We start from the raw sequence: 25,535 nt of genomic DNA, 5'->3' as shown, positions 1-25,535 counted from the left end.
GATTCTAGAGAGGGTGAATCGCAAATCGAACGATCGTGCTTTTTTAGTGGGGCCAGCCTATGTCGGTAGGATGGCCGCAACCCACTCACAAGGCAGTCTCATGAGTTACTCCATCAATCTTGAAGGCCGCGTGGCCTTGGTCACCGGCGCATCGAGCGGACTGGGCGCTCAATTCGCCCGCACGCTCAGCAAGGCGGGCGCCTGCGTCGTGCTGGCCGGCCGGCGCATGGAACGGCTGAAGGACCTGCGCGCCGAGCTTGAAGGCAATGGGGGCGACGCCCACGTCGTGCAGCTCGACGTCACCGACGTGACGAGCATCAAGGCGGCCGTGGCGCATGCCGAGACCGAGGTCGGCACGCTGGACATCCTCATCAACAACTCGGGCGTCAGCCGCACCCAGCGCCTGACCGATGTCACGGAGAACGACTACGACTACGTGATGGACACCAACACGCGTGGTGCCTTCTTCGTTGCGCAGGAGGTGGGCAAGCGCATGCTGGCGCGGGCCCGCGGGTCGGCGCCGGGCACCTTCATCGGCGGGCGCATCGTCAATGTGGCGTCGATGGCCGGCCTGAGGGTGCTGGGCCAGATCGGCGTCTATGCAATGAGCAAGGCTGCCGTCATCCATATGACGCGGGCGATGGCGCTGGAGTGGGGGCGTTACGGCATCAACGTCAATGCCATCTGCCCGGGCTACATCGACACCGAGATCAATCACCATCACTGGGGCACGGAGCAGGGCAGAAAGCTCATCGACATGCTGCCCAGGAAGCGCGTCGGCCAGCCGCAGGACCTGGACACCTCGCTGCTGATGCTGTGCGCCAACGAAAGCCATTTCATCAATGGCGCGGTCATTCAGGCCGACGACGGCTTCGGTGTCTGATGGGCAGACGAGACCTGACCCCGCTGGAGGCCCGCGTCCTCGCCGTCCTCGTCGAAAAGGAAAGCACCGTGCCGGACAGCTACCCGCTGTCGGCCAACGCGCTGACCTCGGGCTGCAACCAGAAGACGGCGCGTGACCCGGTCATGGACGTCAGCGAGGCCGAGCTGCTGGCCACCGTCGAGGAACTCAAGGCGCTGCACCTCGTCAACACGGTCAGCGGCAGCCGCGTGGTGCGCTACGAACACAACTTCGCGCGTGGCATGGGCGTGCCGGGCGCCGCCATGGCGCTGCTGACCCAGTTGATGTTGCGCGGGCCGCAGACGGCGGCTGAGCTGCGCCAAAACACCGAGCGGCTGCATCGCTTTGCCGATGTGTCGTCAGTCGAAGGTTTTTTGGAGGAACTGGCCGCGCGTGAGCAGCCGATGGCGATCAAGCTGCCACGAGCACCGGGTGCGCGAGAGGCGCGCTGGGCGCATCTGCTGTGCGGACCGGTGGCCTCGGTGGAACACGCCGTCGCGGTGGCTCTGCCGCGTGACGAGGAGGTGGCCTTGCTGCGCGCTGAGGTCGCCTCGCTGCGCAGCCTCGTCAACCGCATTGCCGCTGAGCTTGGTATCAATCCATGAGATACCTCGTCCCGGCCGAGAAGAGGCTGACCTTTGAGCTTCGCATCCAGATGCGCTGGGGCGACATGGATGCGATGGGACACATCAACAACACGCTGTACTTCCGGTATCTGGAGATGGCGCGTGTGGACTGGCTGACGTCCATCGGTGCGCCGCCGAATCCGGGCGGGCAGGGGCCGGTCATCGTCAACGCCTTTTGCAACTTCTATCGGCAGTTGAAGGCGCCGGGCGAGGTGTTGGCCAAGCATTACGTCAGCGACCCCGGCCGCACCAGCTTCGAGACCTGGATCACGCTGGAGCGCGCCGACGAGCCGGGCGTCATCCACGCCGAGGGCGGTGCCACGACGCTGTGGTTCGACGCCCGGACCGACAAGGCCATCGCCCTGCCGGACTGGGTGCGCGGCTTGGTCAGTTAGCGAAAGCTGTACTTCGCGCTGACGTAGCCGTAGCGACCCCGCGGGTCGGTGTAGCTCGGGTCGTAGCCCGACAGGAAGAACCAGGCCTGTTGCGAGAACGGCGGCGCCTTGTCGAAGGCGTTCTGCACGCCGGCGCGCAAGGTGAGCGACTTGGTGGCCTCCCAGGCCGCCGACAGGTTCCACAACGAATAGGCGCCCACCTTGCGGTCGGGCTTGCCGATGATGTGCTGGTCGTCGTAGCCGGACAGGAAACTGTTGGAGACCGTCGCCGAGAACGGGCCGCTCTCCCAGTCCATGCTGAGCGTATGCCGCCAGCGCTGCACGACACCGTCGTTGATGAAGCGGCCCAGGTTGCTGACAAACGGGTCGCCGTCGCCGGTCTGCTGCTTGGACTTCAACGTCAGGGTGCCGTTCAGCCGCAGGCCGAGCCGACCGAAAGAGGTTCTCAGGCCCGACAGCGCGATACCCAGGTCGAGGCCGGAGATGTTCTGCTTGCCGCGGTTCTCCTTGACCAGGTCGATGACGCAGATGCCGTAGTCATCGGGGTCGTAGTCGTCCGCGCAGGCCGGGGGCAGGCTGGTGTCGTAGTAGCGGTGCACGAGCGAGCCGTACTTGCCGAGGTCCGACAGGATGACGTCGACGCCCAGCGTGCTGATCAGGTTGGACTTCTGGATGTTCCAGTAGTCGAGGTTGACATTGATGCCGCGCTGCGGCTCGAAGACCATGCCTACCGAAAACTGCCGCGACTTCTCCGGCTTGAGTTTGGGGTTGCTGTAGTTGAAGGTCGACCAGATGTCGGAGCAGTCCGTCGGCGTGTTACTGGGATCGTCGGCCATGCAGACCGGATCCACCAGCGTGGCCGCCGAGCCTTCCGTGACCGGGCGGTACAGGTCGGACAGGCTGGGCGCACGGAAACCCTTGCCGATGGAGGCGCGCAGCAGCAGCGCCGGGCTTGGCACATACCTCAGGCCCAGCTTGGGGCTGGCCGCCCCGCCGCTGACCTGGTAGTGCTCGTAGCGCAGCGCGGCCTGCAGTTCGAGCTGCTTGGTGACGGGCGCGCTGACCTCGCCGAACAAGGCGCTGACCTTGCGCGACCGGCCGAAGTCGGAATCGGGCCCCTGCGAGGTTTCGCCGAGGATCAGATCCTGCTTGAGCGCATCAGACTGGTGGTAGTTCTGCTTCTCCCGGCGGAGCTCGCCGCCCAGCGCCAGCATCAGGTCGCCGCCGGCCAGCGGTGTGAGCGCCTTGGACATCTTGAAGTCCAGGCTGTCCATGGTGCCGGTGGCGTTGCGCACCTCGCCGCGGATCTGCGCCTTTTCGTACAGCGCCAGGCCCGCCGCGCCGGAGGCGCCGGAGCCCTTGAGCGTGCCGTCGGCGAATCCATCGCGGATCATCTGCTCGTTCAGATATCCCTGGTAGTCGCGGTCAGACACCCGGCTGGTGCTGTGGTTCAGCGCCCATTCATAGTCCCAGCCCGACAGCACGCCGTTGGTGCCCAGCGCAAGGCGCTTGGTGGTGGACACCAGCTCGCTGGTGCGCAGGCCGGCTTCCACCAGCCGAACTCGAAGCGTGATGAGGCGCTGCTCGTCGTCGGCGTCCAGGTCGTTGAGAGCGCTGTTGGCCAGCACGGCGACGCGCGAGACGTCGACGTCGGCATCGACCCGGTTGGGGGTGCCGGTATAGAAGGTGCGCGCGTGCGCGACGGAGACTTCGGCAAAAGCCTGGTGGCCGCTGCCGAGGTCGAGCACGCCGCGGCCGAAGACGCTGCTCTTGTCCGACTTTGGATATAGCTCGATGTCGCGCATGTAGTCGTAGGTGCAGCCGTCCGCGCCGCCGATGCCGTCGGGCAGGTACAGCGTCCCGGTCGCCGGGTTGCAGCCGGTCGCGGCAGCGGCGTTGACCGTGCGCGAGTTGATGACCGTCTTGCCGTTGCTGCTGAAGCCCTCGGCCCTGAGCGTGTTGCGTTGGTAGCTCGACAGGATCATGTTGGCCGGAAAGCCCGCGCTGGATAGCAGGTCTGGCAGGCGGCCCGGGATGTCCAGTTCCTTGATGAACTTGCGCTGCGACGCGTTGAGGCTGCTGGTCTTCTGCATATCGACGACGGCGAAGACGTTGAAGCCATCGCGTGCGTAGTCGCCGACGCCGCCGGCCAACGTCGCTGAGCGCTTGCCGCCTCCGCCTTCGGAGGTGTCACCGACCAGCGCGGAGACCTCGACGCCGCTGAAGTCCTTGCGCGTGATGAAGTTGATCACGCCGCCGATGGCGTCCGAGCCGTATAGCGACGAGGCGCCGTCCAGCAGGATCTCGACGCGCTGGATGGCTGCGGCGGGGATGCTGTTCAGGTCCACGCCGGCAGCGTCGCCGGGCGAAGCGAAGTTGGCCATGCGCCGGCCGTTGAGCAGCACCAGCGTGGACGACACGCCCAGCCCACGCAGGTTGGCGGCGTTCAAGCCCATCTGGTCACGAAAGCCGCCGTAGCCCACGCTGCCGCCGTCGGTCATGTTGTTGGCACTGGCGCTGATGCGGGCGATCAGCTCGGCCGCCGTCGTCACGCCGGCCTTGTCGATCTCGCCGCGCGTGATGACCTGCACCGGCAGCGCCGTCTCGCCGTCGATGCGCTTGATGGCCGTGCCCGTGACTTCGACGCGCTCCAACTGGGACTGTGCCTGGGCGTTCAAAACGGCGACCAGCAGGGCCGCAGCGGCGGCGATTCGAGACGGGCAGGGGGTTCGCATGAGCACACTCCGGTGGTTCGGGCGAGTCTATGCACGGGGGCGCTAGCTGCCGGTTCGCGCGCCGGCATTCGTCTCGCTCGCACCACGCCGTTCGTGGTTCGAATTAGGGGCGGGTCGTCATCCGGCCTCTGTCATCATGTGCACAACGGACCAAGGAGGTTGTGGGCATGAGGGCAAGGATTTGGGCGGGTTTGGCGGCCATGGCCGTGGCGATGGGCGTGCAGGCAGCGCCCCCGACGACACCGGCCGCCAGCACATCGGCGCAGAGCAGTCGGCAGCCGCGTGCAACGCCTCCGGCGGCGGCGGCGCGCCCCGCTGCGCCGACGCCAGCGAAGCCGGCCCGGGCTGAATCCGCGCTGCTGCCGGTCCTGGATGCCGAGCCCCCGATCCGTGGCTATGCCGTGCCCATCGGCGGCGCGCTCAAGGCCGACAACGACGAGGTTTGGCAGCGCGTCGTGCAGCTGGCCGGCGGCAAGGGCGCGCGCTTCGTCGTGTTCGGCACCGCCAGCGAGGACCCGGAAGCCAGCGCCAAGCAGGTCGTCGATCTGCTGCAGCGCCGCGGGGCCGTCGCCGAGGCCCTGCCGGTGGCGCCCAAGTTTTCCTGGGTGGATCTGACCAAGGTCGTGCGCGACCCCGCGCTGATCGCCAAGGTGAAGGCCGCCAAGGGCGTGTTCTTCACCGGCGGCCTGCAGGAGCGCATCGTGGACGTGCTGCAGCCCGGCGGGCAGAGCACGCCGATGCTGGAAGCCATCTGGGATGTCTACCGCAAGGGCGGCGTCGTCGCCGGCACCTCCGCAGGTGCTGCCATCATGAGCACCATCATGTTCCGCGACGCGCCCAGCGTCATGAACGTGCTCAAGGGCCGCTTTGCCGACGGCAAGCAGGTTGACCGCGGCCTGGGCTTCGTCGGCCCGCACCTGTTCGTCGACCAGCACTTCCTCAAGCGCGGCCGCTTCGGTCGCATGATCCCGGTCATGATGGCCAAGGGCTACAAGCTGGGCCTGGGCGTGGATGAGAACACGGCGGCCGTCATCCGGGGCGACGACATCGAGATCGTCGGTGACCGCGGCGCGCTGATCGTCGACCTGACCGAGGCCAAGAGCGATGCGTCGCTGGGGGCCTTCAATGTGCAGGGCGCCCGGCTTTCCTACCTGGAGCACGGCGACCGCTTCCACATGCGTGCGCGCTCGACGACACCCTCGGCGCCCAAGCTGCGCGGCGAGGTGCACGACGCCGAGTCACCCAACTTCAAGCCCTACTACACCGACGACGTCTTCCATCTCGACATGCTGGGCGACTCGACCATCTCGGGCGCCATGAGCCGGCTCATCGACAGCGTGCGCCGGGAGGTCAAGGGTCTGGCCTTCGACGTGCTGCCGCGCACCAACGACCCGCTCGGCGAGCTCGGCTTCCTGTTCCGCATCTACAAGGGCTCGGACTCGCTGGGCTGGAGCACCGAGGAGTTCGGCGGCGAGCAGTTCACCGTCACCAACCTCTACCTCGACATCACACCGGTGCGCCTGCCCATGCCGCTGTACGGCGGCTGGACGCCGCCGCGCCAGGCGCCGACGGCGCCAGCGGCCGCGGCTTCGGCGGCTTCAGTGCCTGCCGCGTCGGCGCCGCAGTAGCCTGGATTGGTGACGCGCCTGCATCGTTTGGTCACGAGGCTTGCTTCTCTGCGGGCCTCCCCCGGTGTCCGGCGGCGCCCTTGCCTGCCAAGATGACGGCCTTGTGAATCCAGCAAGTCCGGCCCATCGCCGGGCTCAGCGACCATCTTGCCCAGCCCAACCCAAGCCGGCACCGTCATTGTCATCGGCGGCGCGCTCAAAGCGGAGAGCGACGCCGTCTGGCAGCGCATGGTCGACGAGGCCGGCGGTGCTGGCGCCGCCATCGCCGTCTTCCCGACGGCGGCGGCCGACCCGGAGCGCGTCGCAGCCCAGATCGTCGCTGCGCTGAACCGCTGCGGCGCACGCGCCCACGTCGTTCCGGTGGCGCCGCATCTCGAAGGCGTCGACCTGCAGGCCGCTTTGCGCGATGAAGCGCTGATTGCGCGCGTCGCCGCATCGGATGCGGTGTTCTTCTCGGGGGGCTCCCAGGAGTTCATCGTCGACACGCTGCAGCCGGCGGGTCGGCCAACGGCCATGCTGGGCGCGATACATGCGGTCTTCTCGGCGGGCGGCGTCGTCGCCGGCACCAGCGCGGGCGCCGCCATCATGAGCCGGTTGATGTTCCGTGACGCGATGGACAACCTCGCCGTGCTGAAGGGTCAATGGCGCGCAGGGCGGGAGTACGACCAGGGTCTGGGCTTCGTCGACCCGGCGCTGCTGATCGACCAGCATTTCCTCAAGCGCGGACGCATCGGCCGCATGTTGCCGGCCATGCGGGCCCTGGGCTTGCGTCTCGGCCTGGGGGTGGACGAGAACGCGGCAGTCGTCATCAAGGGCGGCCGGCTGGAAGTGCTGGGCGGCAGCGGTGCCCTGCTCGTCGACCTGGGCGAGGCCAGCCACGACGCCGCCTTGCCGGCCTTCAATCTGCGTGGTGCGCGGTTGTCCTATCTCGACCACGGCGACTGTCATGATCTCGCCAGCGGCGTGACGACGCCTGCACCGCGCAAGCTGACCGGGACGTGCATCGACCCGGCCGCGCCTGGCTTCAAGCCCGGCCTGGAGACGGACCGCTATTTTCTCGACATCCTTGGCGACGGCTGCCTCCTCGGCGCCATGACTCAACTGCTCGACGGCCCTGGCGCCGAAGTGCGCGGCCTGGCCTACCGGGCCAACCCCCCGTCCGATGAAAGGGCGCCCGACATCGGTTTCGAGTTCCGCCTGCACCGTGCCCCCGGGCTGGTGGGCTGGCGCAGCGCCGGCCACGGGGACGAGGGCTACACGGTGCTCGGTGCCAGGCTGGACGTGGTCCCCGTGCGCGTTGCCAACCCCTTGTTCCTGCCGTTGACCGCAGAGCCCGCGCACGTGGTCGAATCGGCACAGTGCCAGGCAGGCACAGCGCCGTAACGAGGATCGGCGCAGCTGCCGGGCCTAACCCGCGTGAAGGAAACATCATGAACAAAATCGTCCTCGGCTTGAGCGCCGCTCTGCTGGCCGGCACCGTGCAGGCCACGGATATCGGCGTGTCGGTGCAGATTGGCCAGCCCGGCTTCTACGGCCGCATCGACATCGGCAACGCGCCGCCGCCGGTGGTGTTGCGTGAGCCCATCTGGGTGCAGCGCCGCCCGGTGCATGTCGAGCCCGTCTACATGCGCATCCCGCCCGGTCACCAGAAGAACTGGGCCAAGCATTGCCGGCGCTACGACGCCTGTGGCATGCCGGTCTATTTCGTCCGCGAGGATTGGTACCAGCAGCGCTATAGCCATCCCGACCACGTGCGCCACGATCACGGCAAGGATCATGGCAAGGACAAAGACAAGGGCGGCCATGGCAAGGGCCACGGCAAGGACAAAGGCAAGGACAAAGACAAGGACGGGCACCGCGACTGAGCCGCGACACAATCGCGGCCATGTCTGAACTCCATCCCCGCGAGCCTCGCGATACCCGACCCGAAGGCTTCCAGCGTGTCAGCGCGGCACTGGCCGCCAGCGCCCACCCGAACCCGCCGCTGTGGCTGGAGGTCGCAGCCCGCACCGCCCAGGAAGCCGCCGACGCGTTGGGCGTGACGCTGGGCCAGATCGCCAAATCGGTGGTCTTCCGCCGCAAGGCCGACGGCGATGAGGCCGGGGCGGTGCTGGTCATCACCTCCGGCGACCGGCGCGTCGACGAAGCCAAGCTCAAGCCCCACACTGGTTCGCTGGGCCGTGCCGACGCCGACTTCGTCAAGGCGCGCACCGGCTTTTCCATCGGTGGCGTCTCGCCTGTCGGCTTTGCGCCCAGCGAAGGCCATGCGGCGCCGCAGCTCTTCATCGACCGCGAGCTGTTCCGCTTCGACATCATCTGGGCCGCGGCGGGGCATCCGAACGGCGTGTTCAAGCTGACGCCGACCGAGTTGGAAAGGCTCACCGGCGCGCCCGTCATCGATGTCGTCCAGTGACGCTGCCGTGCTGAAGTCGCCCTGCATCAACGTCTGCCAGGTGGATTCGGCCAGCGGCTGGTGTCGGGGCTGCGCGCGCAGCCTTGACGAGATCGCCGGTTGGGGCGGCGCGTCCGACGCCGTGCAGCGCCAGGTTCTCGACGAACTGCCGCCGCGCCGTGCCGAACTGCAGCGCCGCGGCGTCTGGCTCGGCCCGGCAACGAACGTACAAGGCTGCCCGTGAAACAGCTGACCTTTTACTTCGACCCCATTTCGCCCTATGCGGCGCTGGCCTTCGAGGCGCTGCCGGAGGCGTTGGCGGGGCACAGCGTCGAGGTCGTGTACCGGCCCATCCTCTTTGCGGCCCTGCTGCAGGCGCTGGGCCAGAAAGGGCCGGCGGAGATTGAGGGCAAGCGCCGCTGGACCTTCCGCCAGGTGGCCTGGCTGGCGCACTGCCAGGGGGTGGTGCTGGACCCGCCGGCCCAGCACCCCTTCAACCCGTTGCCGCTGCTGCGCCTGGCCTGGGCCTGCGCGGCACCCGAGGGGCAGCCTGGCGACACGCCTGGGCGCTGGGTCGTCGAGCAGCTTTTCCACCACGTCTGGCGCGGCGCCGGCGCGGATGCAGGCGATGCAGCCCGCCTGGCTGCATTGGCCGAACGCCTGGCGCCGGCGCAGGACCCGACCGCCGACGCCACCAAGCAGCGGCTGCGCAGCGAGACCGAGGCCGCGCTCGCGCTCGGTGTGTTCGGCGTGCCGACGGTGGAACTCGACGGTCGTTTGTTCTGGGGCCAGGACGCTTTGCCCATGTTGCGCGCCGCGCTCGAAGGCGACCCCTGGTTCCGCACTGGCGTCTGGGAAGAAGCCGGCCGCCCGCGTCCTGGTGTCGCGCGTCGGCATTAGCGCCTGTTCACGCTGCGGCGGCCGGCTCTAGTCAACTGCGGTCACAACCCGACTCGGGACTTACCCGTGACGACCCTGGATTCCCGCATTGAGGAATGCTGACTGCGGGTTTCAGCGGAGTTTGTCAGCCTCGATTCAGACTCGCGTCAGAACACGGTCAGAGGCATTGTGAATAGTCTGCCCAAGGACGGCCCCGGCGTGGGGCGGTCGACTACAGACGGAGACTTATCAATGGCAACTGCGACTTCGACGGCCGCGACGCCGATGACCAAGGAGGAAAAGAAGGTCATCTTCGCTTCCTCACTGGGCACGGTGTTCGAGTGGTACGACTTCTATCTCTACGGTTCGCTCGCGGCCATCATCGCGAAGCAGTTCTTCGCGGGCCTTGAGCCCGGCGCCGCGTTCATCGCGTCGCTGATGGCCTTTGCTGCCGGCTTCATCGTGCGCCCCTTCGGCGCGCTGGTGTTCGGGCGTCTGGGCGACATGATCGGCCGCAAGTACACCTTCTTGGTCACCATCCTGATCATGGGCCTGTCGACCTTCATCGTCGGCGTGCTGCCCACCTACGCGACCATCGGCGCTGCCGCTCCGGTCATCCTGATCATCCTGCGCCTGCTGCAGGGCCTGGCCCTCGGCGGCGAGTACGGCGGTGCGGCCACCTACGTGGCCGAGCACGCACCGCACGGCAAGCGCGGCGCCTACACCGCCTGGATCCAGACCACCGCGACGCTGGGCCTGTTCCTGTCGCTGATGGTCATTCTCGGTACGCGTACCCTGATGGGCGAGCAGGCATTCGGCGAGTGGGGCTGGCGCATTCCCTTCCTCGTGTCCATCCTGCTGCTGGGTATCTCGGTGTGGATTCGCTTGAGCATGAACGAGTCGCCCGCCTTCCAGAAGATGAAGGCCGAGGGCAAGACCTCCAAGGCGCCGTTGACCGAGTCCTTCGGTGAGTGGAAGAACCTGAAGATCGTGCTGCTGGCCCTCTTCGGCCTGGTGGCCGGCCAGGGTGTGGTCTGGTACACGGGCCAGTTCTACGCGCTGTTCTTCCTGACGTCGGTGCTCAAGGTCGAACCGGCCAGCGCCAACATCTGGATTGCGATCTCGCTGATCCTGGGTTCGCCGTTCTTCGTCTTCTTCGGCACGCTGTCGGACAAGATCGGCCGCAATCCCATCATCATGGCCGGCCTGCTGCTCGCCGCAGTGACCTACTTCCCGCTGTTCAAGGCATTGACCGCAGCGGCCAACCCGGACCTTGCCAAGGCCCAGGAGACCCAGAAGGTCACGCTGAGCACGAACACCGCCAGCTGCTCCTTCCAGGGCAGCCCGATTGCGCGTGAAGTGGACTTCACCAGTGCTTGCGATATCGCCAAGCGCGCACTGGCCGGCTCGTCCGCCAGCTCCGAGACCGTTGAAGCTCCCGCCGGTGCTCCCACCGTCGTGCGCGTCGGTGACAAGGAGATCGCCGTCCCCACCGCCAGCAAGCTGACAGAGCACAAGTTCGACGAAGCCAGCGTCAAGGCCATCGCCGCGTTCAAGAAGGATCTGGGCGCCGCAATGTCCGCCGCCGGCTATCCGGCCAAGGCCGACATGTCCAAGGCCAACGTGCCGCTGGTCATCGGCATCCTGTTCATCCTGGTGCTGTACGTGACGATGGTCTACGGCCCGATCGCGGCCATGCTGGTCGAGATGTTCCCGACCCGCATCCGCTACACCTCGATGAGCCTGCCGTATCACATCGGCAACGGCTGGTTCGGCGGCATGCTGCCTTCCATCACCTTCGCGATGGTGGCCCAGAACGGCAACATCTACCACGGTCTGTGGTACCCCATCGTCATCGCCGTGATGACCCTGGTCATCGGCGTGCTGTTCGTGCGCGAGACCAAGGACGTCGACATCTACGCCAAGGACTGACCCCGGCGCAGATCCCGCAGCAAGCACGCTGCGGGGTCTCGCTCTCAGGACGCAAGGCCGGCGATCGCCGGCCTTTTTTCTTGCCGTCGCACGGCCTCCATGGCGATGCGTTGGGGGCTCTTGCGTACGATGCCGTCGATGCCCAAATCCAAAGCTTCCTCCGATGCCGCCGACAGCAGCGCCCAGGAGCAGCGGCGGTTGCAGATGGTCGACATCGCGCGCCTGGCGGGCGTGTCGGTCTCCACCGTCTCACGCGCGCTCAACGGCAGCGAGCTCGTCAACGCACAGACCCGCGAGCGGGTGGCCGAGCTGGCCCGATCACTGAACTATTCGATCAACCTCGGCGCGCGCAACCTGCGCCTGCAGGAGAACCGGACGGTCGCCGTCGTCGTGCCCTATGACGCCGCGTCGCGGCAGCACATCTCCGACCCCTTCTTCCTGTCCCTCGTCGGCTCGATTGCCGATGCGCTGACCGACCGCGGCTACGACATGCTGCTGTCGCGGGTGGACGCCGAACGCCTGGACCTGGCCTCGCGATGGTTCGACTCGGGCAAGGCCATCGGCGTCGTCCTCATCGGCCAGTGGCGTCATCACGACCAGCTCAACGAGATGGCCGCGCGCAAGCTGCCCCTGGTGGTCTGGGGCGGGGAGATGCCGCAGCAGCTCTACTGCAGCGTCGGTGGCGACAACGTGCTCGGCGGCACGCTGGCCACACGCCATCTGCTGCAGCTCGGCCGGCGTCGCATCGCCTTCGTGGGCGACGCCGACCTGCCCGAGGTCTGGCTGCGCCGCCAGGGCTATGCCCAGGCCCTGCGCGAGGCGGGCGTGGCCGTGGACCCGCGCTGGGAAGTGGCCGCGCCTTTCGAGCCGGGCGTGGCCACCGGCGTGCTGCAGGCCTTCTGCGCGGCCGAGCGTGGCTTCGATGCCGTGGTCTGCTGCAGCGACGTGCTGGCCCTGCTGACCATCCAGGCCCTGCGCGCCAGCGGTCGCAGCGTGCCAGGGGAGGTGGCCGTCATCGGCTACGACGACATGCCGCTGGCCGCCTACTGCGACCCGCCGCTGACGACCGTGCATCAGCCGGTCGCCGAGGCGGGGGCGGAACTGGTCGAAGCCCTGCTTGGCCAGCTGCGCGGCGAGCGCGCCGGCCCACGCACCCTGCCGGTCTACCTGAAGCTGCGCCAGAGCGCGCCGGGCACCGCCGCCTGATCCCTTTCCGGCTCTTCTCCGCCGTGCGCCGGCGCCTGAGCAATCGTTTTCATGATTCCCACATGCGAGGCTTTTGCTAAGTGTAAACACCAAGCTGCAATCGATTGCAAAGATGGGTTTCGGATCGCAGAATGACGGCACGGATCGGCGCCCAGCGGTGCCGGCACGGTCTGCCTCGCAGAAGGCTTGCACACACGAACCCAGGAGACACCATGACCCGCCCCGCCTCGCCCCACGCCCTTCCATACGGCCGCCGTCTCGCCCGCCGGCCAGTGGCCTCCGCCATCGCCCTGGCGCTGCTCGGCGCGGCCACCGCCCAGGCCCAGCAGGCGGCCAGCGAGACCGCTGACGGCCTCAAGCTCGACCAGGTCGTCGTCACCGGCGCTTCGTCGGCCAAGTCCAAGATGCGTTCCAGCGTCGCCATCTCGACCATCGAGAGCGAAGGCGTGGCGGCCGTCACCGCCGCCAGTTCGACGGACCTGCTGCGCGGCGTGCCCGGCATCCGCGCCGAGGCCAGCGGCGGCGAGTCCAATGCCAATGTCGCCGTGCGCGGCATCCCGGTCTCGGCCGGCGGCGCGCGCTATATCCAGTTCCAGGAAGACGGCCTGCCCGTGCTGCAGTTCGGTGACGTCGCCTTCGCCACGCCTGACACCTGGATGCGCGCCGATGCGGGCTTCGAGCGCCTGGAGGTCGTGCGCGGCGGCTCAGCTGCGCTGCTGGCCACCGGCGCGCCGGGCGGCATCATCAACTTCATCAGCAAGACCGGCCTGGAGCAGGGCGGCAGCATCCAGCTGACCAAAGGGCTGGACTTCGACCAGACCCGCGTGGACATCGGTTACGGCGGCCGCCTGGCACCCAAGACGCGTTTCTACATCGGCGGCTTTTACCGCGTCGGCGATGGCGGCCGCGAGGGCGCCGACGGTACCGAGAACGGTGGGCAGGTCCGCGGCAACGTCACCTTCGAGCTGGAGGGCAAGAGCCATGTGCGTTTCAGCTTCAAGCACCTCGACGACCGCAGCCCGAGCTTCATGCCCACGCCGGTGCGCTATGTGAATGGCAGCATCCAGCAGATCCCCGGCCTGGACCCGCGCCGCGCTGCCTTCTACAACGCTGCCTGGCCGCTGGACAACACGCTGACCAATACCAACGGCCGCGCCAGCAGCAATATCCGCGACGGCCTGGTGGCCAAGAGCGATGCCTTCGGCGCCGAGGTCGACCTCGACGCTGGTGGCGGCTTCCGGCTGCAGAACAAGTTCTCGTGGAGCAAGAACTCGGGCCGCTTCATCGGCATCTTCCCCGGCGACGACGTGTCCGCCGCACCGGCCGGCACGACGCTTGCGACCGGCCCCGGCGCCGGCGCGGCCTACACGGGCAACAGGTTCACCGCCGTTGTCTTCAACACCCGGGTCGACAACGCCGGCCTGATGGCCAACGATCTGAAGTTCTCGCGCGATTTCGACCTCGGCGGCGCCGCCAAGCTCAGCGCCGTCGCCGGCCTCTACACCTCGGTGCAGAAGCTCGACCTGACGTGGAACTTCAACCAGTACTCGCTGTCGGCCCACGAAAGCGGCGCCCGCGTGCTCAACGTGCCCGGCGTCGTCAACGGCTCGCCGGGCTTCGGTGGTTGCTGCAGCAACACCCAGGACAGCAAGTACACGACCAACGCGCCCTATGTGGTGCTCAACCTGGAGTCGGGCGCGCTGTCGGCCGACATCGGCCTACGCCGCGACAACCAGAAGGCCAGTGGCGCCTACTACCAGTCCAACGCCGGCATCAGCTATGACCTGACGCGGCCCAACGCCATCGACTACGACTTCGGTCGCACGTCCTATTCGCTGGGCGGCAACTACGCGCTGAGCAAGGACCTGTCCGTCTTCGCCCGCTACTCCGACGGTGCCGCCTACAACGCCGACCGCATCACCTTCTTCAACAACCCCGACCTCGTCAACGGCAAGAGCCCCACCATCCCGACCAACCAGGTCAAGCAGGCCGAGGCCGGCGTGAAGATCCGCGGCGGCGGCATGAGCCTGTTCGCGACCCTCTTCCATGCCAAGACCGACGAGGTCAATGTCGACGTGACGACCAACCCCATCGTCGCCCGGGCCAACAGCTACCGCAGCAAGGGCCTGGAGCTGGAAGCCTCGGCCCGCCTGGGTGTCTTCAACCTGGTGGGCGGCCTGACCTATACCGACGCCAAGCAGGCCGATGGCCGCGCACCCAAGCGCCAGGCCAAGCTGGTCTACCAGCTCACGCCCACGGCCTACATCGGCGATGCGCTGACCGTCGGCGTCGGCATCGTCGGCACGACCAAGAGCCAGGACGACGGCCCGACCGGCCCGCTGACGATCACGCTGCCGGCCTACACCGTCGTCAACGCGTTCGCGAGCTATGCGCTCACCGACCGTGCGACGCTTTCGCTGGCGGCCAACAACCTCCTCAACGAGCTGGCCTACACCGAGAGCAACGACGGCCGCGGCGCCGCGCGCGCCTACACGGGCCGCACCGTGAAGGCCTCGTTGCGCTACAGCTTCTGATGGCGCGCGTCCTGGTGATCGGCGAAGCCCTCGTGGACGAGTTCCATGACGGCTCGGTGGCTGGCGGCGCACCCTTCAACGTGGCGCGCTCGCTGGCAGCGCTCGGCGCGCCGGTGCGTTTCGTCAGCCGCATCGGCGTCGATGACGCAGCCGGCCGGCTTGTGCTGGACAGTGCTGCACGCTTCGGCCTGGCGGTCGACGGCATCCAGCGCGACGCGACCCGTGCGACTGGTCGCGTCAGCGTGCACGAGGACCAGGGCAGCGGCCACCGCTTCGAGATCCATGCCGATGCGGCCTGGGACCATCTCGAAACGCCCGCGGCGGCAGGCGCCGGCATCGTCTACTTCGGCAGCCTCGCCCAGCGCCATGCCGTGTCGCGCGCGGCCATCCGTGCCACGGTCAAACGTGCGTCCGGGCTGCGCCTGCTCGACCTCAACCTGCGCCCCGGCAGCGACACGCCGGAGCTGGCTGCCGAGTCGCTGATGCTGGCCGACTGGGTCAAGCTCAACGAGGACGAACTCGACCGTCTGCTCGGCTGGTTCGGACCCACGCTGCCCGCGCTGATGGCCCGCTTTGCACTGCAGCGCCTGGTCGTGACGCGCGGCGCGTCTGGTTACTCGCTGCACGGCGAGCAAGGCCAGGTGTCGGCGGCAGGGCAGGGCGTGGCGCAACCCGACTTCATCGACAGCGTCGGCGCGGGCGACGGCTTCACGGCCGTGCTGCTGGCCGGCCTGTCGCTGGGCCTTGACCTGAGCGCCACGCTGGCGCTGGCCAACCGCTACGCCGCGATGATCTGCGGCGTGCGCGGCCCATTGCCGGCTGACCCGACCACGTTGGCCGCCTGGCGCGAGGCCGTGCACGCGCTGCCGGCCGGTGAGTGAATGAAAACCAAACAAGCCCACAGAGGCACAGAGACACAGAGGCAGCGGGATGAAGGTCCCGCTGTGTCTCTGTGCCTCTGTGGCTGTGTTCTCTTGCCGCATGTCGCCTTGGGCTTGATGCCCGGCATGGGCCGCGAACGCCGAATGAAAGACTGAGAGATGCACAAGCCCCACCTGTCCTTCTCTCAGATCCTGAACATGAATGTCGGCTTCCTCGGCATCCAGTTCAGCTTCGGTCTCCAGCAGGCCAATATGAGCCCGATCTACCAGATGCTGGGCGCCGACGGCAAGGACCTGCCCTATCTCTGGCTGGCCGGCCCCGTCACCGGCCTGCTCGTGCAACCCCTCATCGGCGCGATGAGCGACCGCACCACACACCGGTTGGGCCGGCGCACGCCTTACTTCCTGATCGGTGCGCTGATCTGTTCGCTGGGCCTGCTGCTGATGCCCTTCAGCCCGGCGCTGTGGTTCGCGGCCGGCCTGCTGTGGATCCTGGACGCGGCCAACAACGTGACCATGGAGCCCTACCGCGCCTACGTCAGCGACCGGCTGCGCGAGGAGCAGCACGCCAGCGGTTTCCTCACCCAGGCCTCCTTCACCGGCCTGGCGCAGACCCTGGCCTATCTCACGCCCAGCCTGCTGGTCTTCTTCGGCATGAACAAGGACGCGCTGGGCGCCAACGGCATCCCGGTGGTCACGACGCTGGCCTTCATGCTCGGCGCGCTGCTGTCCTTCACGACGGTCTGGTGGTCCATCCGCAAGGTGCCCGAGCTGCCGCTGCCGGCTGCCGAGATCGCCCGCCTGCGCGCGTTGCCCCATGGCTTCGTCCCGGCGCTGGCCGAGATCTGGGCCGCGCTGCGCGACATGCCGCCGGTGATGCGGCGGCTGTGGTGGATGGCGCTGTTCCAGTGGTACGGGATGATGTGCTACTGGATCTATATCGTGCCGACACTGGCCGCCACCGTCTTCGGCACCGACGACCCGGCAAGCAGCGGCTTTCGCGACGCGGCGCTGCTCAACGGCCAGGTCGGCGGCTTCTACAACGCCGTCGCCTTCGTCGCCGCGTTCGCGATGGTGCCCTTCACCAAGCGGCTGGGCGCGAAATGGGTCCACGCTTTCGCGCTCGTCTGCGCGGCGGCCGGCATGTGGGCGTTGCCCGGCATCACCGGGGTCGACAACCAGGCCTGGCTGTTCCTGCCCATGCTGGGCATCGGCCTGGCCTGGGGTTCCATCATGGGCAATCCCTATGTGCTGCTGGCCGGCAGCATCCCGCCCGAGCGCGCCGGCGTTTACATGGGCATCTTCAACATGTTCATCGTCATCCCGATGCTGATCCAGGCCGTGACGCTGCCGCTGGTCTACGACAGCCTGCTCGGCGGCCGCCCCGAAAACGTCATCCGCCTGGCCGGCGTGTTGCTGGCCCTGGCCGCGCTGTGCGTGCTGGCGGTCAAGACGCCCAAGTCCTCATGAAAAACCAAGTCCAACTCATCACCTATGTCGACCGCCTCGGCGGCCAGCGCGACGGCGCCGACCTACGCCGCCTGAAGGCGCTGCTGTGCGGCCCCGGCTCGCCAATGCAGGGCGTGTTCGGCGGCGTCCACCTGCTGCCCTTCTTCGATGCCATCGACGGCGCGGATGCGGGCTTCGATCCCATCGACCACACCCGGGTCGACCCGCGCCTGGGCGACTGGGGCGACATCAAGGCGCTGACCGAGGGCCTGGATGTGATGGCCGACGTCATCGTCAACCACATGTCCAGCGCGTCGCCGCAGTTCCTCGACTACTCGGCAAAGGGCGAGGCCTCGGCCCATGCGGGCCTGTTCCTGACGCTGGACGCCGTCTTCCCCGGCGGCGCCAGCGAGCGGGACCTGCTGGCCGTCTACCGGCCGCGCCCCGGGCTGCCGCTGACCTATGCCGCACTGAAGAACGGCGAGCGCCGCATCCTCTGGACGACCTTCACCGCCACGCAGATCGACATCGCCGTGCGCCACCCCCAGGGCCGCGCCTACCTCACCGGCATCCTGGCGACCTTTGCCGCCAACGGCATCCGCCTGGTGCGCCTGGACGCCGCCGGCTATGCCATCAAGAAGGCGGGTGCCAGCTGTTTCATGATGCCGGAGACCTTCGACTTCATCGCCGAGTTCGCCGCCGAGGCGAGGGCGCTCGGCATCGAGGTCCTCGTCGAGATCCACGCCTACTTCCAGCGCCAGATCGAGATCGCGCGCGAGGTGGACTGGGTCTACGACTTCGCGCTGCCGCCGCTGGTGCTGCATGCCTTCGCGTTCAAGACGGCCGCACCGCTCAAGCGCTGGATAGGCATCCGCCCGACCAATGCGCTGACGGTGCTCGACACCCATGACGGCATCGGCATCATCGACATCGGCGCCGACGCCAGCGACCGCGCCGCCCAGCCCGGCCTGGTGCCGCCGGAGGAGCTGGACGCGCTGGTCGAGCGCATCCACGCCGCCAGCGGCGGCCAGAGCCGCCTGGCCACCGGCGCGGCCGCCAGCAACCTCGACCTCTACCAGGTCAACTGCAGCTTCTTCGACGCCATGGGTGGCGACGAGACCGCCTATCTGCTGGCGCGCGCCATCCAGTTCTTCCTGCCCGGCGTGCCGCAGGTCTACTACGTCGGCCTGCTGGCGGGTCACAACGACATGGACCTGCTGGCACGCACCCAGGTCGGTCGCGACATCAACCGCCACTTCTACGCCGAAGACGAGATCGCCCGCGACTGCGAGCGCCCGGTCGTGCGCCGCCTCATCGATCTCATCAGGTTGCGCAACCGCCACCCGGCCTTCGGTGGCGACTTCCAGGTCGAGCCCGGCGGTGCGGACGAGCTGCATCTGCGCTGGCGGCGGGCCGGCCACTGGGCAGCGCTGCGCATCGACTTCGCGACGCTGGCCCACGAGCTGACCCACAGCACCGAGGGCGGCGCCAGCGCGGCCTTCGCCTTCAGTTGAGCGTCAGCCTGCAGCCGCAGAATCCGCCGCAGTACAAACCTGTGGAGACACGAGCATGTGGAAGTTGATCGTCGCGTTTATCGCCTTTGCCGCACTGGCGCTGTTCATCCTGACCAAGAGCGGCGGCGACATCGACCTCAGCGGCGAATCGCATGGCATCTCCAGCAGCCATGAGCCGGCGCCAGCAGCATCCACCGATGCCGCCGCTTCGGCGGCAGCATCGGCCGCTGTGGCGGCTGCGGTCGAGGCGACCTCCGGCCCGGCCTCGGCGGCTTCTCAGTAACTCGGCGACGCCTCGCCGCCGGCGCGCTGCGGCGCCATCCGCGGCAGGCGCATCAGCATCTGCGTGCCTTCGCCGGGGGTGGACCTCACCTCGATCTGGCCGCCCAGCACATTGGTCACGATGCTGTGCACGATGTGCATACCCAGCCCGGAGCCGCCGGTGCCCAGCTTGGTCGTGAAGAAGGGGTCGAAGATGCGCCGCCGCACTGACTCGTCCATGCCGCGGCCGTCGTCGCTGACGCTGAGCTCGGCCTCGGTGTCGTTCAGCGGCGCGCAGCGCAACGTCACGCGGCCCCGCTCGACGCCCTCGAAGCCGTGCAGCAGGGCGTTCATCAGCAGATTGGTCAGCACCTGGCCGAGCGCCCCCGGGTAGCTGTTCATCATCAGGCCGTGGCAGAGCTCGGTATTGATGACGAAGGGTGTGTGCTTGAAGCTGGGCTCCACCATGACGAGCATGTCCTCGACCACCTTGCCGAGGTCGAAGTCGCGCCGCAAGTCCGCCGTTTGGTCGATGGCCACCTGCTTGAAGTCGCGCACCAGGTCGGCCGCCTTCTGCACGTTGCGCTGCAGGATGTCCTGGGCACGCCGCGTGTCGCGCGCCAGCTCCTCCAGCGTGCTGCGACGCATCTGCACGTTCCCCGCCAGCATGGCTTCGAGCTGCTTGTAGCGGTCGTCCAGCGTCGACACGACGGTCAGCGCATTGCCCAGCGGCGTGTTCAGTTCATGCGCCACGCCGGCCACCAGGCGGCCCAGTGAGGCGAGCTTCTCCGACTCCACCAGCTCGCGCTGGGCGGTCTGCAGCGTCTGCAGTGCCTCTGACAGCTCCGCATTGCTGGTCGTGAGCTCGGCCGTGCGCTGGGCCACGGTCTCTTCGAGGTTGACGTTGTGCTGGCGCAGCGCCTCGAAGGCCGACAGCAGCGCCTGGCGCATGCGTTCCATCGCCGCACCCACGCGGGCGATCTCGTCGGCGCCGCCCACGTGCAGTGGCTGGTCGAGCCGGCCGGCGGCCAGCGCCTCGGCCGCCCCTGTCAGCTCCGTCATCGGGCGCATGACATAGCGCTGCAGCACCCACAGCATCAGCACGAGGGATAGCGTCAGTGTCAGCATGCTGCGCCAGACCGTGCGCCAGACCTCCGCCTGCTTGGCCTGCAGCAGCGGCGCCGCGCTCATGCGCACTGTGAGCCGGGCGATCTCGCGGCCGTCGCGCTGGATGGGGCGGGTTTGGCTCAGCACCAGGTCGCTGTCGACATCACCGGGGCGCTGCTGCGACAGGAAGGGCGCCGACGACGCCGGCTCGACGACCTGCACCGACACGAAGCGCGGGTCGTCCATCTGCGCCTTGACCATGGGGTCGGCCAGGTCGGGCGACACCTGCCAGACCGGCTCGGCCAGCGACAACGCCATCACCTCGGTGGCGCGCGCGAGGTCGCGCTTGAGGTCCTCCATCGCCGTCGCGCGCGTCTTCTGGCCGTCGTAGAGCAGCACGGCCGTCGTCGGCAGCAGCAGGCCGAGCAGCAGGGCCAGCACGACGGCGAAGGTCAGCGAATTGCGCTGCCAGCCGAACAGATGCGCGGGCTGCTGGGGCGGTCGGACGGCTGGCGGTGACAGGTGGCTTTCCGGCATGAGGGCGCGCGAGGGCGGGCCGAGTGTAGGCCCGGCAAAAGCGGTCGAAATGCGCATTCGGAGCCGGTGAAGCCCGGGTTTTTCCTGGGGCGACGGGCCTCCTGCCAGCGGGGGGGCAGGCCCCACAATCCGCCGCCAGATCGCGTCCCCCGGCGCGTGGCCAGGAGAAAAACAATGAAGCGTTGGGTCGGCCTGTTGGCGTCATTTGCCACCTCCATTGCAATGAATGGCGCTTTCGCCCAGGGCAGCTTGCGCATCGGCATGGTGGCCGGGTTCTCCGGGCCCGTCGCCGGCATCGTGCGCGAGAGCGCCGAAGGCGCGCGCTTGTACTTCGACGCGGTCAATGCCCAAGGCGGCATCCGCGGCCAGAACATCGAGTTCCTCACCCAGGACGACAAATACAACCCGGCGACCGCCGCAGCCGCGGCCAAGTCGCTGGCCAGCCAGGGTGTGCTGGCGCTGATGCTCAGCCGCGGCACCGGCCCCACCGAGGCCATGCTGCCGGTGCTCAAGGAGAACAAGCTGCCGCTGATCGCGCCGGCCACCGGGGCCATCAGCCTGCGCGAGCCGGCGCAGCCCTGGGTCTACCACCTGCGCGCCAGCTACCAAAAGGAGGCAGAGCGCGCGGTCAAGCACCTGGTGGGCATCGGCGTCAAGCGCATCACCATCGTGCAGGTCAACGACCCCTTCGGCAACGATGCCGGCAAGGGCGCGATCAAGGGCCTGGACGACCTCAAGTTGCGCGCCCTGTCCAACCTGCGCTTCGACCGCAACAAGCCCGACCTGGCACCGACCATGCAGGCCATCGCCCGGGCCAACATCGAGGCGGTCGTCCTGATCGGCCCGGCCTACGCTGTCGTCGAAGGCGTCAATGCGCTGCGCGCCGCGGGCTCGACGGCCCACGTTGCGACGCTGTCCAACAACGCCTCCAGCGAGTTCGTCAAGGCGCTCGGCGACAACGCCCGCGGCATCGTCGTGACCCAGCTCTTCCCCTACGAGCGTTCCACCGCCAACCCGCTGGTGCGCGAGGCCCTGGGCCTGGCCAAGGCGGCCGGCCACGGCGAGCTGACACCGGCGCAGCTTGAAGGCTTTGCCGCGGCCAAGCTGGTTGTCGAGACCTTGAAGCGCGCAGCGGGCAAGGACATCAATCGCGATGCCTTCGCCAAGGCACTTGAAGGCTCGCGCATCGACCTCGGCGGCCTGCAGGTGAACTACACCGAGAAAGAGCACAACGGCCTGGAGTTCACCGACGTGTCCATCGTCGGCCCTGACGGCAAGTTCTGGCGGTGACCGGCGGCAGTCGGCCTCGGCTCGCGCGATGATGCGCGCCTGCTTGTGATGCCGGAGAGCTGACATGGATCTGGGATTGAATGGCCGCTGGGCATTGGTCTGCGCAGCGAGCAAGGGGCTGGGCCGCGGCTGCGCCGAGGCGCTGGTGGGTGAGGGCGCCCATGTCGTCATCACGGCGCGCGGCGAGGCCGATCTGCTCGCCACGGCCGCAGCGCTGCGTGCGCTGAACCCGACCGTCGAGGTGCGCGCGGTCACCGGCGACATCGCCACGCCGGAGGGCCGTGCCGCCGCACTGGCCGCCTGCCCGCAGATCGACATCCTCGTCAACAACGCCGGCGGCCCGCCGCCGGGCGACTTCCGCGACTGGGGGCGCGAGCAGTGGATCGCGGCGTTGGACGCCAACATGCTGACGCCCATCGAGCTGATCAAGGCCACCGTCGATGCGATGGCCGCGCGCGGTTTCGGCCGCATCGTCAACATCACCTCCGGCGCCGTGAAGGCGCCCATCGACGTGCTGGGCCTGTCCAACGGTGCGCGCTCGGGGTTGACCGGGTTCGTCGCCGGCCTGGCCCGCCAGCCGCGCCTGGCCGGCGCCAACGTGACCATCAACAACCTGCTGCCGGGCGCCTTCGACACCGACCGCCTGAGGAAGACCATGGCCGCCGGTGCTGCCAAGACCGGGCTTGCGGAAGGCGAAGTCGCGGCCAGGCGGCGTGCGGCCATACCTGCCCAGCGCTTTGGCAGCGCGGCCGAGTTCGGCGCCATCTGCGCCATGTTGTGCAGCGCACAGGCCGGCTATCTGACCGGGCAGAACATCCTGCTCGACGGCGGCAGCTTTCCCGGGACCTTCTGATGGCCTGGCTCAAGCGCATCCTGGGCGGTCTGCTGCTGCTCGTGCTGCTGCTCGTCCTGGCACTGTGGCTGGCCTTGCGCGGCAGCCTGGCGCAGCTCGACGGCGAGCGGGCGCTGCCCGCGCTGGCTGCGCCGGTCGAAGCCCAGCGCGATGCCCGCGGCTACCTGACGCTGACCGCCGAGACGCGGCTGGACGTCGCGCGTGGCCTGGGCTTCGTGCATGCGCAGGAGCGCTTCTTCCAAATGGACCTGATGCGGCGCAACGCCGCGGGCGAGCTGTCGGCGTTGGTGGGCGCGAAGGCGCTGCCGCTGGACAAAGCGCGGCGCCTGCACCGTTTCCGCCACCGTGCCGAGGCCGGCCTGGCCGCGCTGCCGGCCGACGAGCGCGCGCTGCTGGACGCCTACGTGAGCGGCGTCAACGCCGGCCTCGCGGCGCTCTCCAGCCGGCCGCCCGAGTACTTCGTGCTGCGCCAGGTGCCCAAGGCATGGACGGCGGCCGATACCCTGCTGGTCGGCTACGGCATGTACCTCGACCTGCAGGGCGCCCAGGGCCGTGACGACATCGCCATGGGCCTGCTGCACGCCGCCGTGCCGGCCGATTGGTACGCCTTCCTGACCCAGCACAGCGCCGACTGGCAGGCCGCGCTTGACGACAGCCGCGTGACCGCCGTGCCGCTGCCGGCCAGCCCCATGCCCGAGGCCTTGCGCGCCGCCAGGACGGCCTGCAGCGACTGCAGCCTGCGGGATGCGAGCAGCCTCGGCAGCAACAACTTCGCCGTCGCCGCCGCGCGCGGTGCCGAGGGGCGGGCCATCGTCGCCGACGACATGCACCTCGGCCTGCGCTCGCCCGGCACCTGGTTCAAGACGCGCATGAAATGGAAGGGCAGCGCCGGCAGCCACGACATCGCCGGCGTGACCCTGCCCGGCACGCCGCTGCTGCTCGTCGGCAGCAACGGGCGCGTGGCCTGGGGCTTCACGAACACCACGTCCGACTGGGCCGATGTCGTCACGCTCAAGCTCAATGCGGCCGGCACGCATTACCTGGCAGGCAGGGCTGAGCGGCTGCTGCGGCGCGTGGTCGAGCGCATCGAGGTGGCCGGCGAGGCGGCGGTCGACCATGTCGTGCTGGAAAGCGAATGGGGCCCCGTCTTGCCGCAGCGCGCCGCGCCGGGCCACGCCTACGCGCTGCGCTGGGTTGCGCACGACGGCGAAGGCGCGAATGTGCGGCTGATGCAGATGGAAACCGCCGGCAGCGTCGACGAGGCCGTGCAGCTGGCCGCGGGCGCGGGCATGCCGGCCCAGAACCTGGTGGTGGGTGACGCCAGCGGCCGCATCGCCTGGACGGTCATCGGCGCCATCCCAAGGCGCGTCGGCGGCGTCGACCCCGACCGCCCGCAGGACTGGAGCGATGGCCGCTCACGCTGGCAGGGTTATCTGGCGGCTGCCGAGCAGCCGCGCCTCGTCGACCCGCCCGACGGCCGGCTGTGGACGGCCAATGCACGCATGATCGGCGGCGAGGCGATGAAGCTCGTCGGCAATGGCGGCTGGGACCTCGGCGCCCGCGGGCTGCAGATCCGCGACGGCCTGCGCGCCCACGACAAGCTCGACGAGGCGGGCCTGCACGCCATCCAGCTCGACCACCGGGCGCTCTTCCTGCAGCGCTGGCGCCAGCTGTTGCTGGAGCAAGTCCTGACCCCTGATTTCGTCGCCGCCAACGGCCTGGCCGACTATCGCGTCGAGGTCGAGCAGAGCGCCGAGGCCGCGCGGCCCGACGCGGTCGGCTACCTGCTCGTGCGGGCGTTCCGCCTGAAGACGCTGGGCAGCCTGTTCATGCCGCTGGCCGGTCTCATGGAGGCCCAGGGCGTCAAGCTCAGCGACTTGAAGCTGGTGCCCGAGACGCCCGGCTGGGCGCTGATCCAGGCCGCCCGGCCCGACACCCTGCCGGCGGGATTCAAGAGCTGGCCCGAGCTGCTGCAACGCGCCGTGCTCGACAGCCGCAGGGAACTGCTCGCCAAGCATGGCAGCCTCGCCGCCGCCGTTTGGGGCGCCGAGAACGTCACCAGCATGCGCCACCCGCTGAGTGCCGCCGTGCCGCCGCTCGCGCGCTGGCTGGACCAGGCCTCGCAGGGCATGGCGGGCGACGCCCACATGCCCCGCGTGCACGACCGCGGCCATGGCCAGAGCGAGCGCATGGTGGTCTCGCCCGGCCATGAGGAGCGCGGCATCCTCGTCATCCCGGGCGGCCAGAGCGGCCATCCTTTGTCGCCCTTCTACCGCAGCGACCACGCCGCCTGGCTGGCGGCTGAACCGCTGGCCTTCCTGCCGGGCGAGACGGTGCATCGCCTGGTGCTGCGACCCTGATCCAGGCGACCTTGCTCGTGTGGGCTGGGGATGCCCGGTGCTGCCTGGCCTGGGC

General features: G+C 68.6%; 21 protein-coding genes. 19 read left to right on the top strand and 2 right to left on the bottom strand.

The window, feature by feature from the left end:
* Positions 1 to 100: 100 nt before the first annotated feature.
* The 3 genes from ACT6S0_RS02795 to ACT6S0_RS02785 are packed head-to-tail and all read left to right on the top strand — an operon-like array spanning position 101 to position 1,922.
* On the top strand, positions 101 to 883 hold the full coding sequence (locus ACT6S0_RS02795) for an SDR family oxidoreductase (RefSeq protein WP_444762397.1): 783 nt from the start codon (positions 101 to 103) through the stop codon (positions 881 to 883).
* The gene (locus tag ACT6S0_RS02790; RefSeq protein ID WP_444762396.1) at positions 883 to 1,506 is read left to right on the top strand and encodes a YceH family protein; all 624 of its coding nucleotides are present in this window, start codon (positions 883 to 885) and stop codon (positions 1,504 to 1,506) included. The genes ACT6S0_RS02795 and ACT6S0_RS02790 overlap by 1 nt, the downstream gene beginning before the upstream one ends.
* Positions 1,503 to 1,922, top strand: a complete 420-nt coding sequence (locus ACT6S0_RS02785) for an acyl-CoA thioesterase (RefSeq protein ID WP_444762395.1) — start codon at positions 1,503 to 1,505, stop codon at positions 1,920 to 1,922. Before ACT6S0_RS02790 ends, ACT6S0_RS02785 begins: the two co-directional genes overlap by 4 nt.
* Here ACT6S0_RS02785 and ACT6S0_RS02780 read toward each other — a convergent pair.
* Positions 1,919 to 4,657, bottom strand: a complete 2,739-nt coding sequence (locus ACT6S0_RS02780) for a TonB-dependent receptor (RefSeq protein WP_444762394.1) — start codon at positions 4,655 to 4,657, stop codon at positions 1,919 to 1,921. The two genes, ACT6S0_RS02785 and ACT6S0_RS02780, sit on opposite strands and share 4 nt — an antisense overlap.
* 167 nt (positions 4,658 to 4,824) lie before the next feature.
* On the opposite strand from ACT6S0_RS02780, the gene ACT6S0_RS02775 reads away from it, so the two are divergent.
* From ACT6S0_RS02775 to ACT6S0_RS02715, 13 genes are all read left to right on the top strand, one after another.
* Positions 4,825 to 6,285, top strand: a complete 1,461-nt coding sequence (locus ACT6S0_RS02775; protein ID WP_444762393.1) for a cyanophycinase — start codon at positions 4,825 to 4,827, stop codon at positions 6,283 to 6,285.
* 147 nt (positions 6,286 to 6,432) lie between these two features.
* On the top strand, positions 6,433 to 7,668 hold the full coding sequence (locus ACT6S0_RS02770) for a cyanophycinase (protein ID WP_444762392.1): 1,236 nt from the start codon (positions 6,433 to 6,435) through the stop codon (positions 7,666 to 7,668).
* Positions 7,669 to 7,715: 47 nt separating this feature from the next.
* Positions 7,716 to 8,150 (top strand): hypothetical protein, encoded by a 435-nt coding sequence (locus tag ACT6S0_RS02765; protein ID WP_444762391.1) that lies wholly within the window; start codon positions 7,716 to 7,718, stop codon positions 8,148 to 8,150.
* 20 nt (positions 8,151 to 8,170) lie between these two features.
* Positions 8,171 to 8,698: a YbaK/EbsC family protein gene (locus ACT6S0_RS02760; protein WP_444762390.1), complete on the top strand. Its 528-nt coding sequence runs from the start codon at positions 8,171 to 8,173 to the stop codon at positions 8,696 to 8,698.
* A 7-nt stretch (positions 8,699 to 8,705) separates the two neighbouring features.
* Positions 8,706 to 8,921, top strand: a complete 216-nt coding sequence (locus ACT6S0_RS02755) for a DUF1289 domain-containing protein (RefSeq protein ID WP_444762389.1) — start codon at positions 8,706 to 8,708, stop codon at positions 8,919 to 8,921.
* Positions 8,918 to 9,577 (top strand): 2-hydroxychromene-2-carboxylate isomerase, encoded by a 660-nt coding sequence (locus ACT6S0_RS02750; RefSeq protein WP_444762388.1) that lies wholly within the window; start codon positions 8,918 to 8,920, stop codon positions 9,575 to 9,577. Before ACT6S0_RS02755 ends, ACT6S0_RS02750 begins: the two co-directional genes overlap by 4 nt.
* Positions 9,578 to 9,808: 231 nt before the next feature.
* Positions 9,809 to 11,488, top strand: coding sequence for an MFS transporter (locus ACT6S0_RS02745; protein ID WP_444762387.1), 1,680 nt, complete (start codon positions 9,809 to 9,811; stop codon positions 11,486 to 11,488).
* A gap of 138 nt (positions 11,489 to 11,626) precedes the next feature.
* A complete protein-coding gene (locus ACT6S0_RS02740) occupies positions 11,627 to 12,694 on the top strand; it encodes a LacI family DNA-binding transcriptional regulator (RefSeq protein WP_444762386.1) in 1,068 nt (355 codons plus the stop codon).
* Positions 12,695 to 12,906: 212 nt separating this feature from the next.
* The gene (locus ACT6S0_RS02735; RefSeq protein WP_444762385.1) at positions 12,907 to 15,228 is read left to right on the top strand and encodes a TonB-dependent receptor; all 2,322 of its coding nucleotides are present in this window, start codon (positions 12,907 to 12,909) and stop codon (positions 15,226 to 15,228) included.
* Positions 15,228 to 16,109 (top strand): PfkB family carbohydrate kinase, encoded by an 882-nt coding sequence (locus ACT6S0_RS02730; RefSeq protein WP_444762384.1) that lies wholly within the window; start codon positions 15,228 to 15,230, stop codon positions 16,107 to 16,109. The genes ACT6S0_RS02735 and ACT6S0_RS02730 overlap by 1 nt, the downstream gene beginning before the upstream one ends.
* Positions 16,110 to 16,268: 159 nt before the next feature.
* Positions 16,269 to 17,579: an MFS transporter gene (locus tag ACT6S0_RS02725; protein ID WP_444762383.1), complete on the top strand. Its 1,311-nt coding sequence runs from the start codon at positions 16,269 to 16,271 to the stop codon at positions 17,577 to 17,579.
* Positions 17,576 to 19,072, top strand: coding sequence for a sucrose phosphorylase (gene gtfA / locus ACT6S0_RS02720; protein ID WP_444762382.1), 1,497 nt, complete (start codon positions 17,576 to 17,578; stop codon positions 19,070 to 19,072). The genes ACT6S0_RS02725 and gtfA overlap by 4 nt, the downstream gene beginning before the upstream one ends.
* Before the next feature lie 55 nt (positions 19,073 to 19,127).
* A complete protein-coding gene (locus ACT6S0_RS02715) occupies positions 19,128 to 19,355 on the top strand; it encodes a hypothetical protein (RefSeq protein WP_444762381.1) in 228 nt (75 codons plus the stop codon).
* Here the strand turns inward: ACT6S0_RS02715 and ACT6S0_RS02710 are convergent.
* Positions 19,349 to 20,977, bottom strand: coding sequence for a sensor histidine kinase (locus ACT6S0_RS02710; protein WP_444762380.1), 1,629 nt, complete (start codon positions 20,975 to 20,977; stop codon positions 19,349 to 19,351). The two genes, ACT6S0_RS02715 and ACT6S0_RS02710, sit on opposite strands and share 7 nt — an antisense overlap.
* Positions 20,978 to 21,151: 174 nt before the next feature.
* On the opposite strand from ACT6S0_RS02710, the gene ACT6S0_RS02705 reads away from it, so the two are divergent.
* From ACT6S0_RS02705 to ACT6S0_RS02695, 3 genes are all read left to right on the top strand, one after another.
* The gene (locus ACT6S0_RS02705; RefSeq protein WP_444762379.1) at positions 21,152 to 22,267 is read left to right on the top strand and encodes an ABC transporter substrate-binding protein; all 1,116 of its coding nucleotides are present in this window, start codon (positions 21,152 to 21,154) and stop codon (positions 22,265 to 22,267) included.
* 64 nt (positions 22,268 to 22,331) lie between these two features.
* Positions 22,332 to 23,120, top strand: a complete 789-nt coding sequence (locus ACT6S0_RS02700) for an SDR family oxidoreductase (protein ID WP_444762378.1) — start codon at positions 22,332 to 22,334, stop codon at positions 23,118 to 23,120.
* Positions 23,120 to 25,480, top strand: coding sequence for a penicillin acylase family protein (locus ACT6S0_RS02695; RefSeq protein ID WP_444762377.1), 2,361 nt, complete (start codon positions 23,120 to 23,122; stop codon positions 25,478 to 25,480). The genes ACT6S0_RS02700 and ACT6S0_RS02695 overlap by 1 nt, the downstream gene beginning before the upstream one ends.
* Positions 25,481 to 25,535: the final 55 nt, after the last annotated feature.

This window comes from Roseateles sp. (assembly GCF_052436255.1).
Taxonomy (GTDB): domain Bacteria; phylum Pseudomonadota; class Gammaproteobacteria; order Burkholderiales; family Burkholderiaceae_C; genus Pelomonas.
The sequence above is the reverse complement of the archived record's forward strand: the minus strand, read 5'-3'. Positions and strand labels throughout refer to the sequence as shown.

What these genes read in the sequence shown, in the direction of transcription:
- ACT6S0_RS02700 (WP_444762378.1), top strand. Translation starts at nt 22,332, where the DNA reads ATGGATCTGGGATTGAATGGCCGCTGGGCATTGGTCTGCGCAGCGAGC.
- ACT6S0_RS02790 (WP_444762396.1), top strand. Translation starts at nt 883, where the DNA reads ATGGGCAGACGAGACCTGACCCCGCTGGAGGCCCGCGTCCTCGCCGTC.
- ACT6S0_RS02705 (WP_444762379.1), top strand. Translation starts at nt 21,152, where the DNA reads ATGAAGCGTTGGGTCGGCCTGTTGGCGTCATTTGCCACCTCCATTGCA.
- ACT6S0_RS02765 (WP_444762391.1), top strand. Translation starts at nt 7,716, where the DNA reads ATGAACAAAATCGTCCTCGGCTTGAGCGCCGCTCTGCTGGCCGGCACC.
- ACT6S0_RS02730 (WP_444762384.1), top strand. Translation starts at nt 15,228, where the DNA reads ATGGCGCGCGTCCTGGTGATCGGCGAAGCCCTCGTGGACGAGTTCCAT.
- ACT6S0_RS02760 (WP_444762390.1), top strand. Translation starts at nt 8,171, where the DNA reads ATGTCTGAACTCCATCCCCGCGAGCCTCGCGATACCCGACCCGAAGGC.
- ACT6S0_RS02785 (WP_444762395.1), top strand. Translation starts at nt 1,503, where the DNA reads ATGAGATACCTCGTCCCGGCCGAGAAGAGGCTGACCTTTGAGCTTCGC.
- ACT6S0_RS02740 (WP_444762386.1), top strand. Translation starts at nt 11,627, where the DNA reads ATGCCCAAATCCAAAGCTTCCTCCGATGCCGCCGACAGCAGCGCCCAG.
- ACT6S0_RS02715 (WP_444762381.1), top strand. Translation starts at nt 19,128, where the DNA reads ATGTGGAAGTTGATCGTCGCGTTTATCGCCTTTGCCGCACTGGCGCTG.
- ACT6S0_RS02710 (WP_444762380.1), bottom strand. Translation starts at nt 20,977, where the DNA reads ATGCCGGAAAGCCACCTGTCACCGCCAGCCGTCCGACCGCCCCAGCAG.
- gtfA (WP_444762382.1), top strand. Translation starts at nt 17,576, where the DNA reads ATGAAAAACCAAGTCCAACTCATCACCTATGTCGACCGCCTCGGCGGC.
- ACT6S0_RS02695 (WP_444762377.1), top strand. Translation starts at nt 23,120, where the DNA reads ATGGCCTGGCTCAAGCGCATCCTGGGCGGTCTGCTGCTGCTCGTGCTG.
- ACT6S0_RS02780 (WP_444762394.1), bottom strand. Translation starts at nt 4,657, where the DNA reads ATGCGAACCCCCTGCCCGTCTCGAATCGCCGCCGCTGCGGCCCTGCTG.
- ACT6S0_RS02735 (WP_444762385.1), top strand. Translation starts at nt 12,907, where the DNA reads ATGACCCGCCCCGCCTCGCCCCACGCCCTTCCATACGGCCGCCGTCTC.
- ACT6S0_RS02745 (WP_444762387.1), top strand. Translation starts at nt 9,809, where the DNA reads ATGGCAACTGCGACTTCGACGGCCGCGACGCCGATGACCAAGGAGGAA.
- ACT6S0_RS02795 (WP_444762397.1), top strand. Translation starts at nt 101, where the DNA reads ATGAGTTACTCCATCAATCTTGAAGGCCGCGTGGCCTTGGTCACCGGC.
- ACT6S0_RS02775 (WP_444762393.1), top strand. Translation starts at nt 4,825, where the DNA reads ATGAGGGCAAGGATTTGGGCGGGTTTGGCGGCCATGGCCGTGGCGATG.
- ACT6S0_RS02725 (WP_444762383.1), top strand. Translation starts at nt 16,269, where the DNA reads ATGCACAAGCCCCACCTGTCCTTCTCTCAGATCCTGAACATGAATGTC.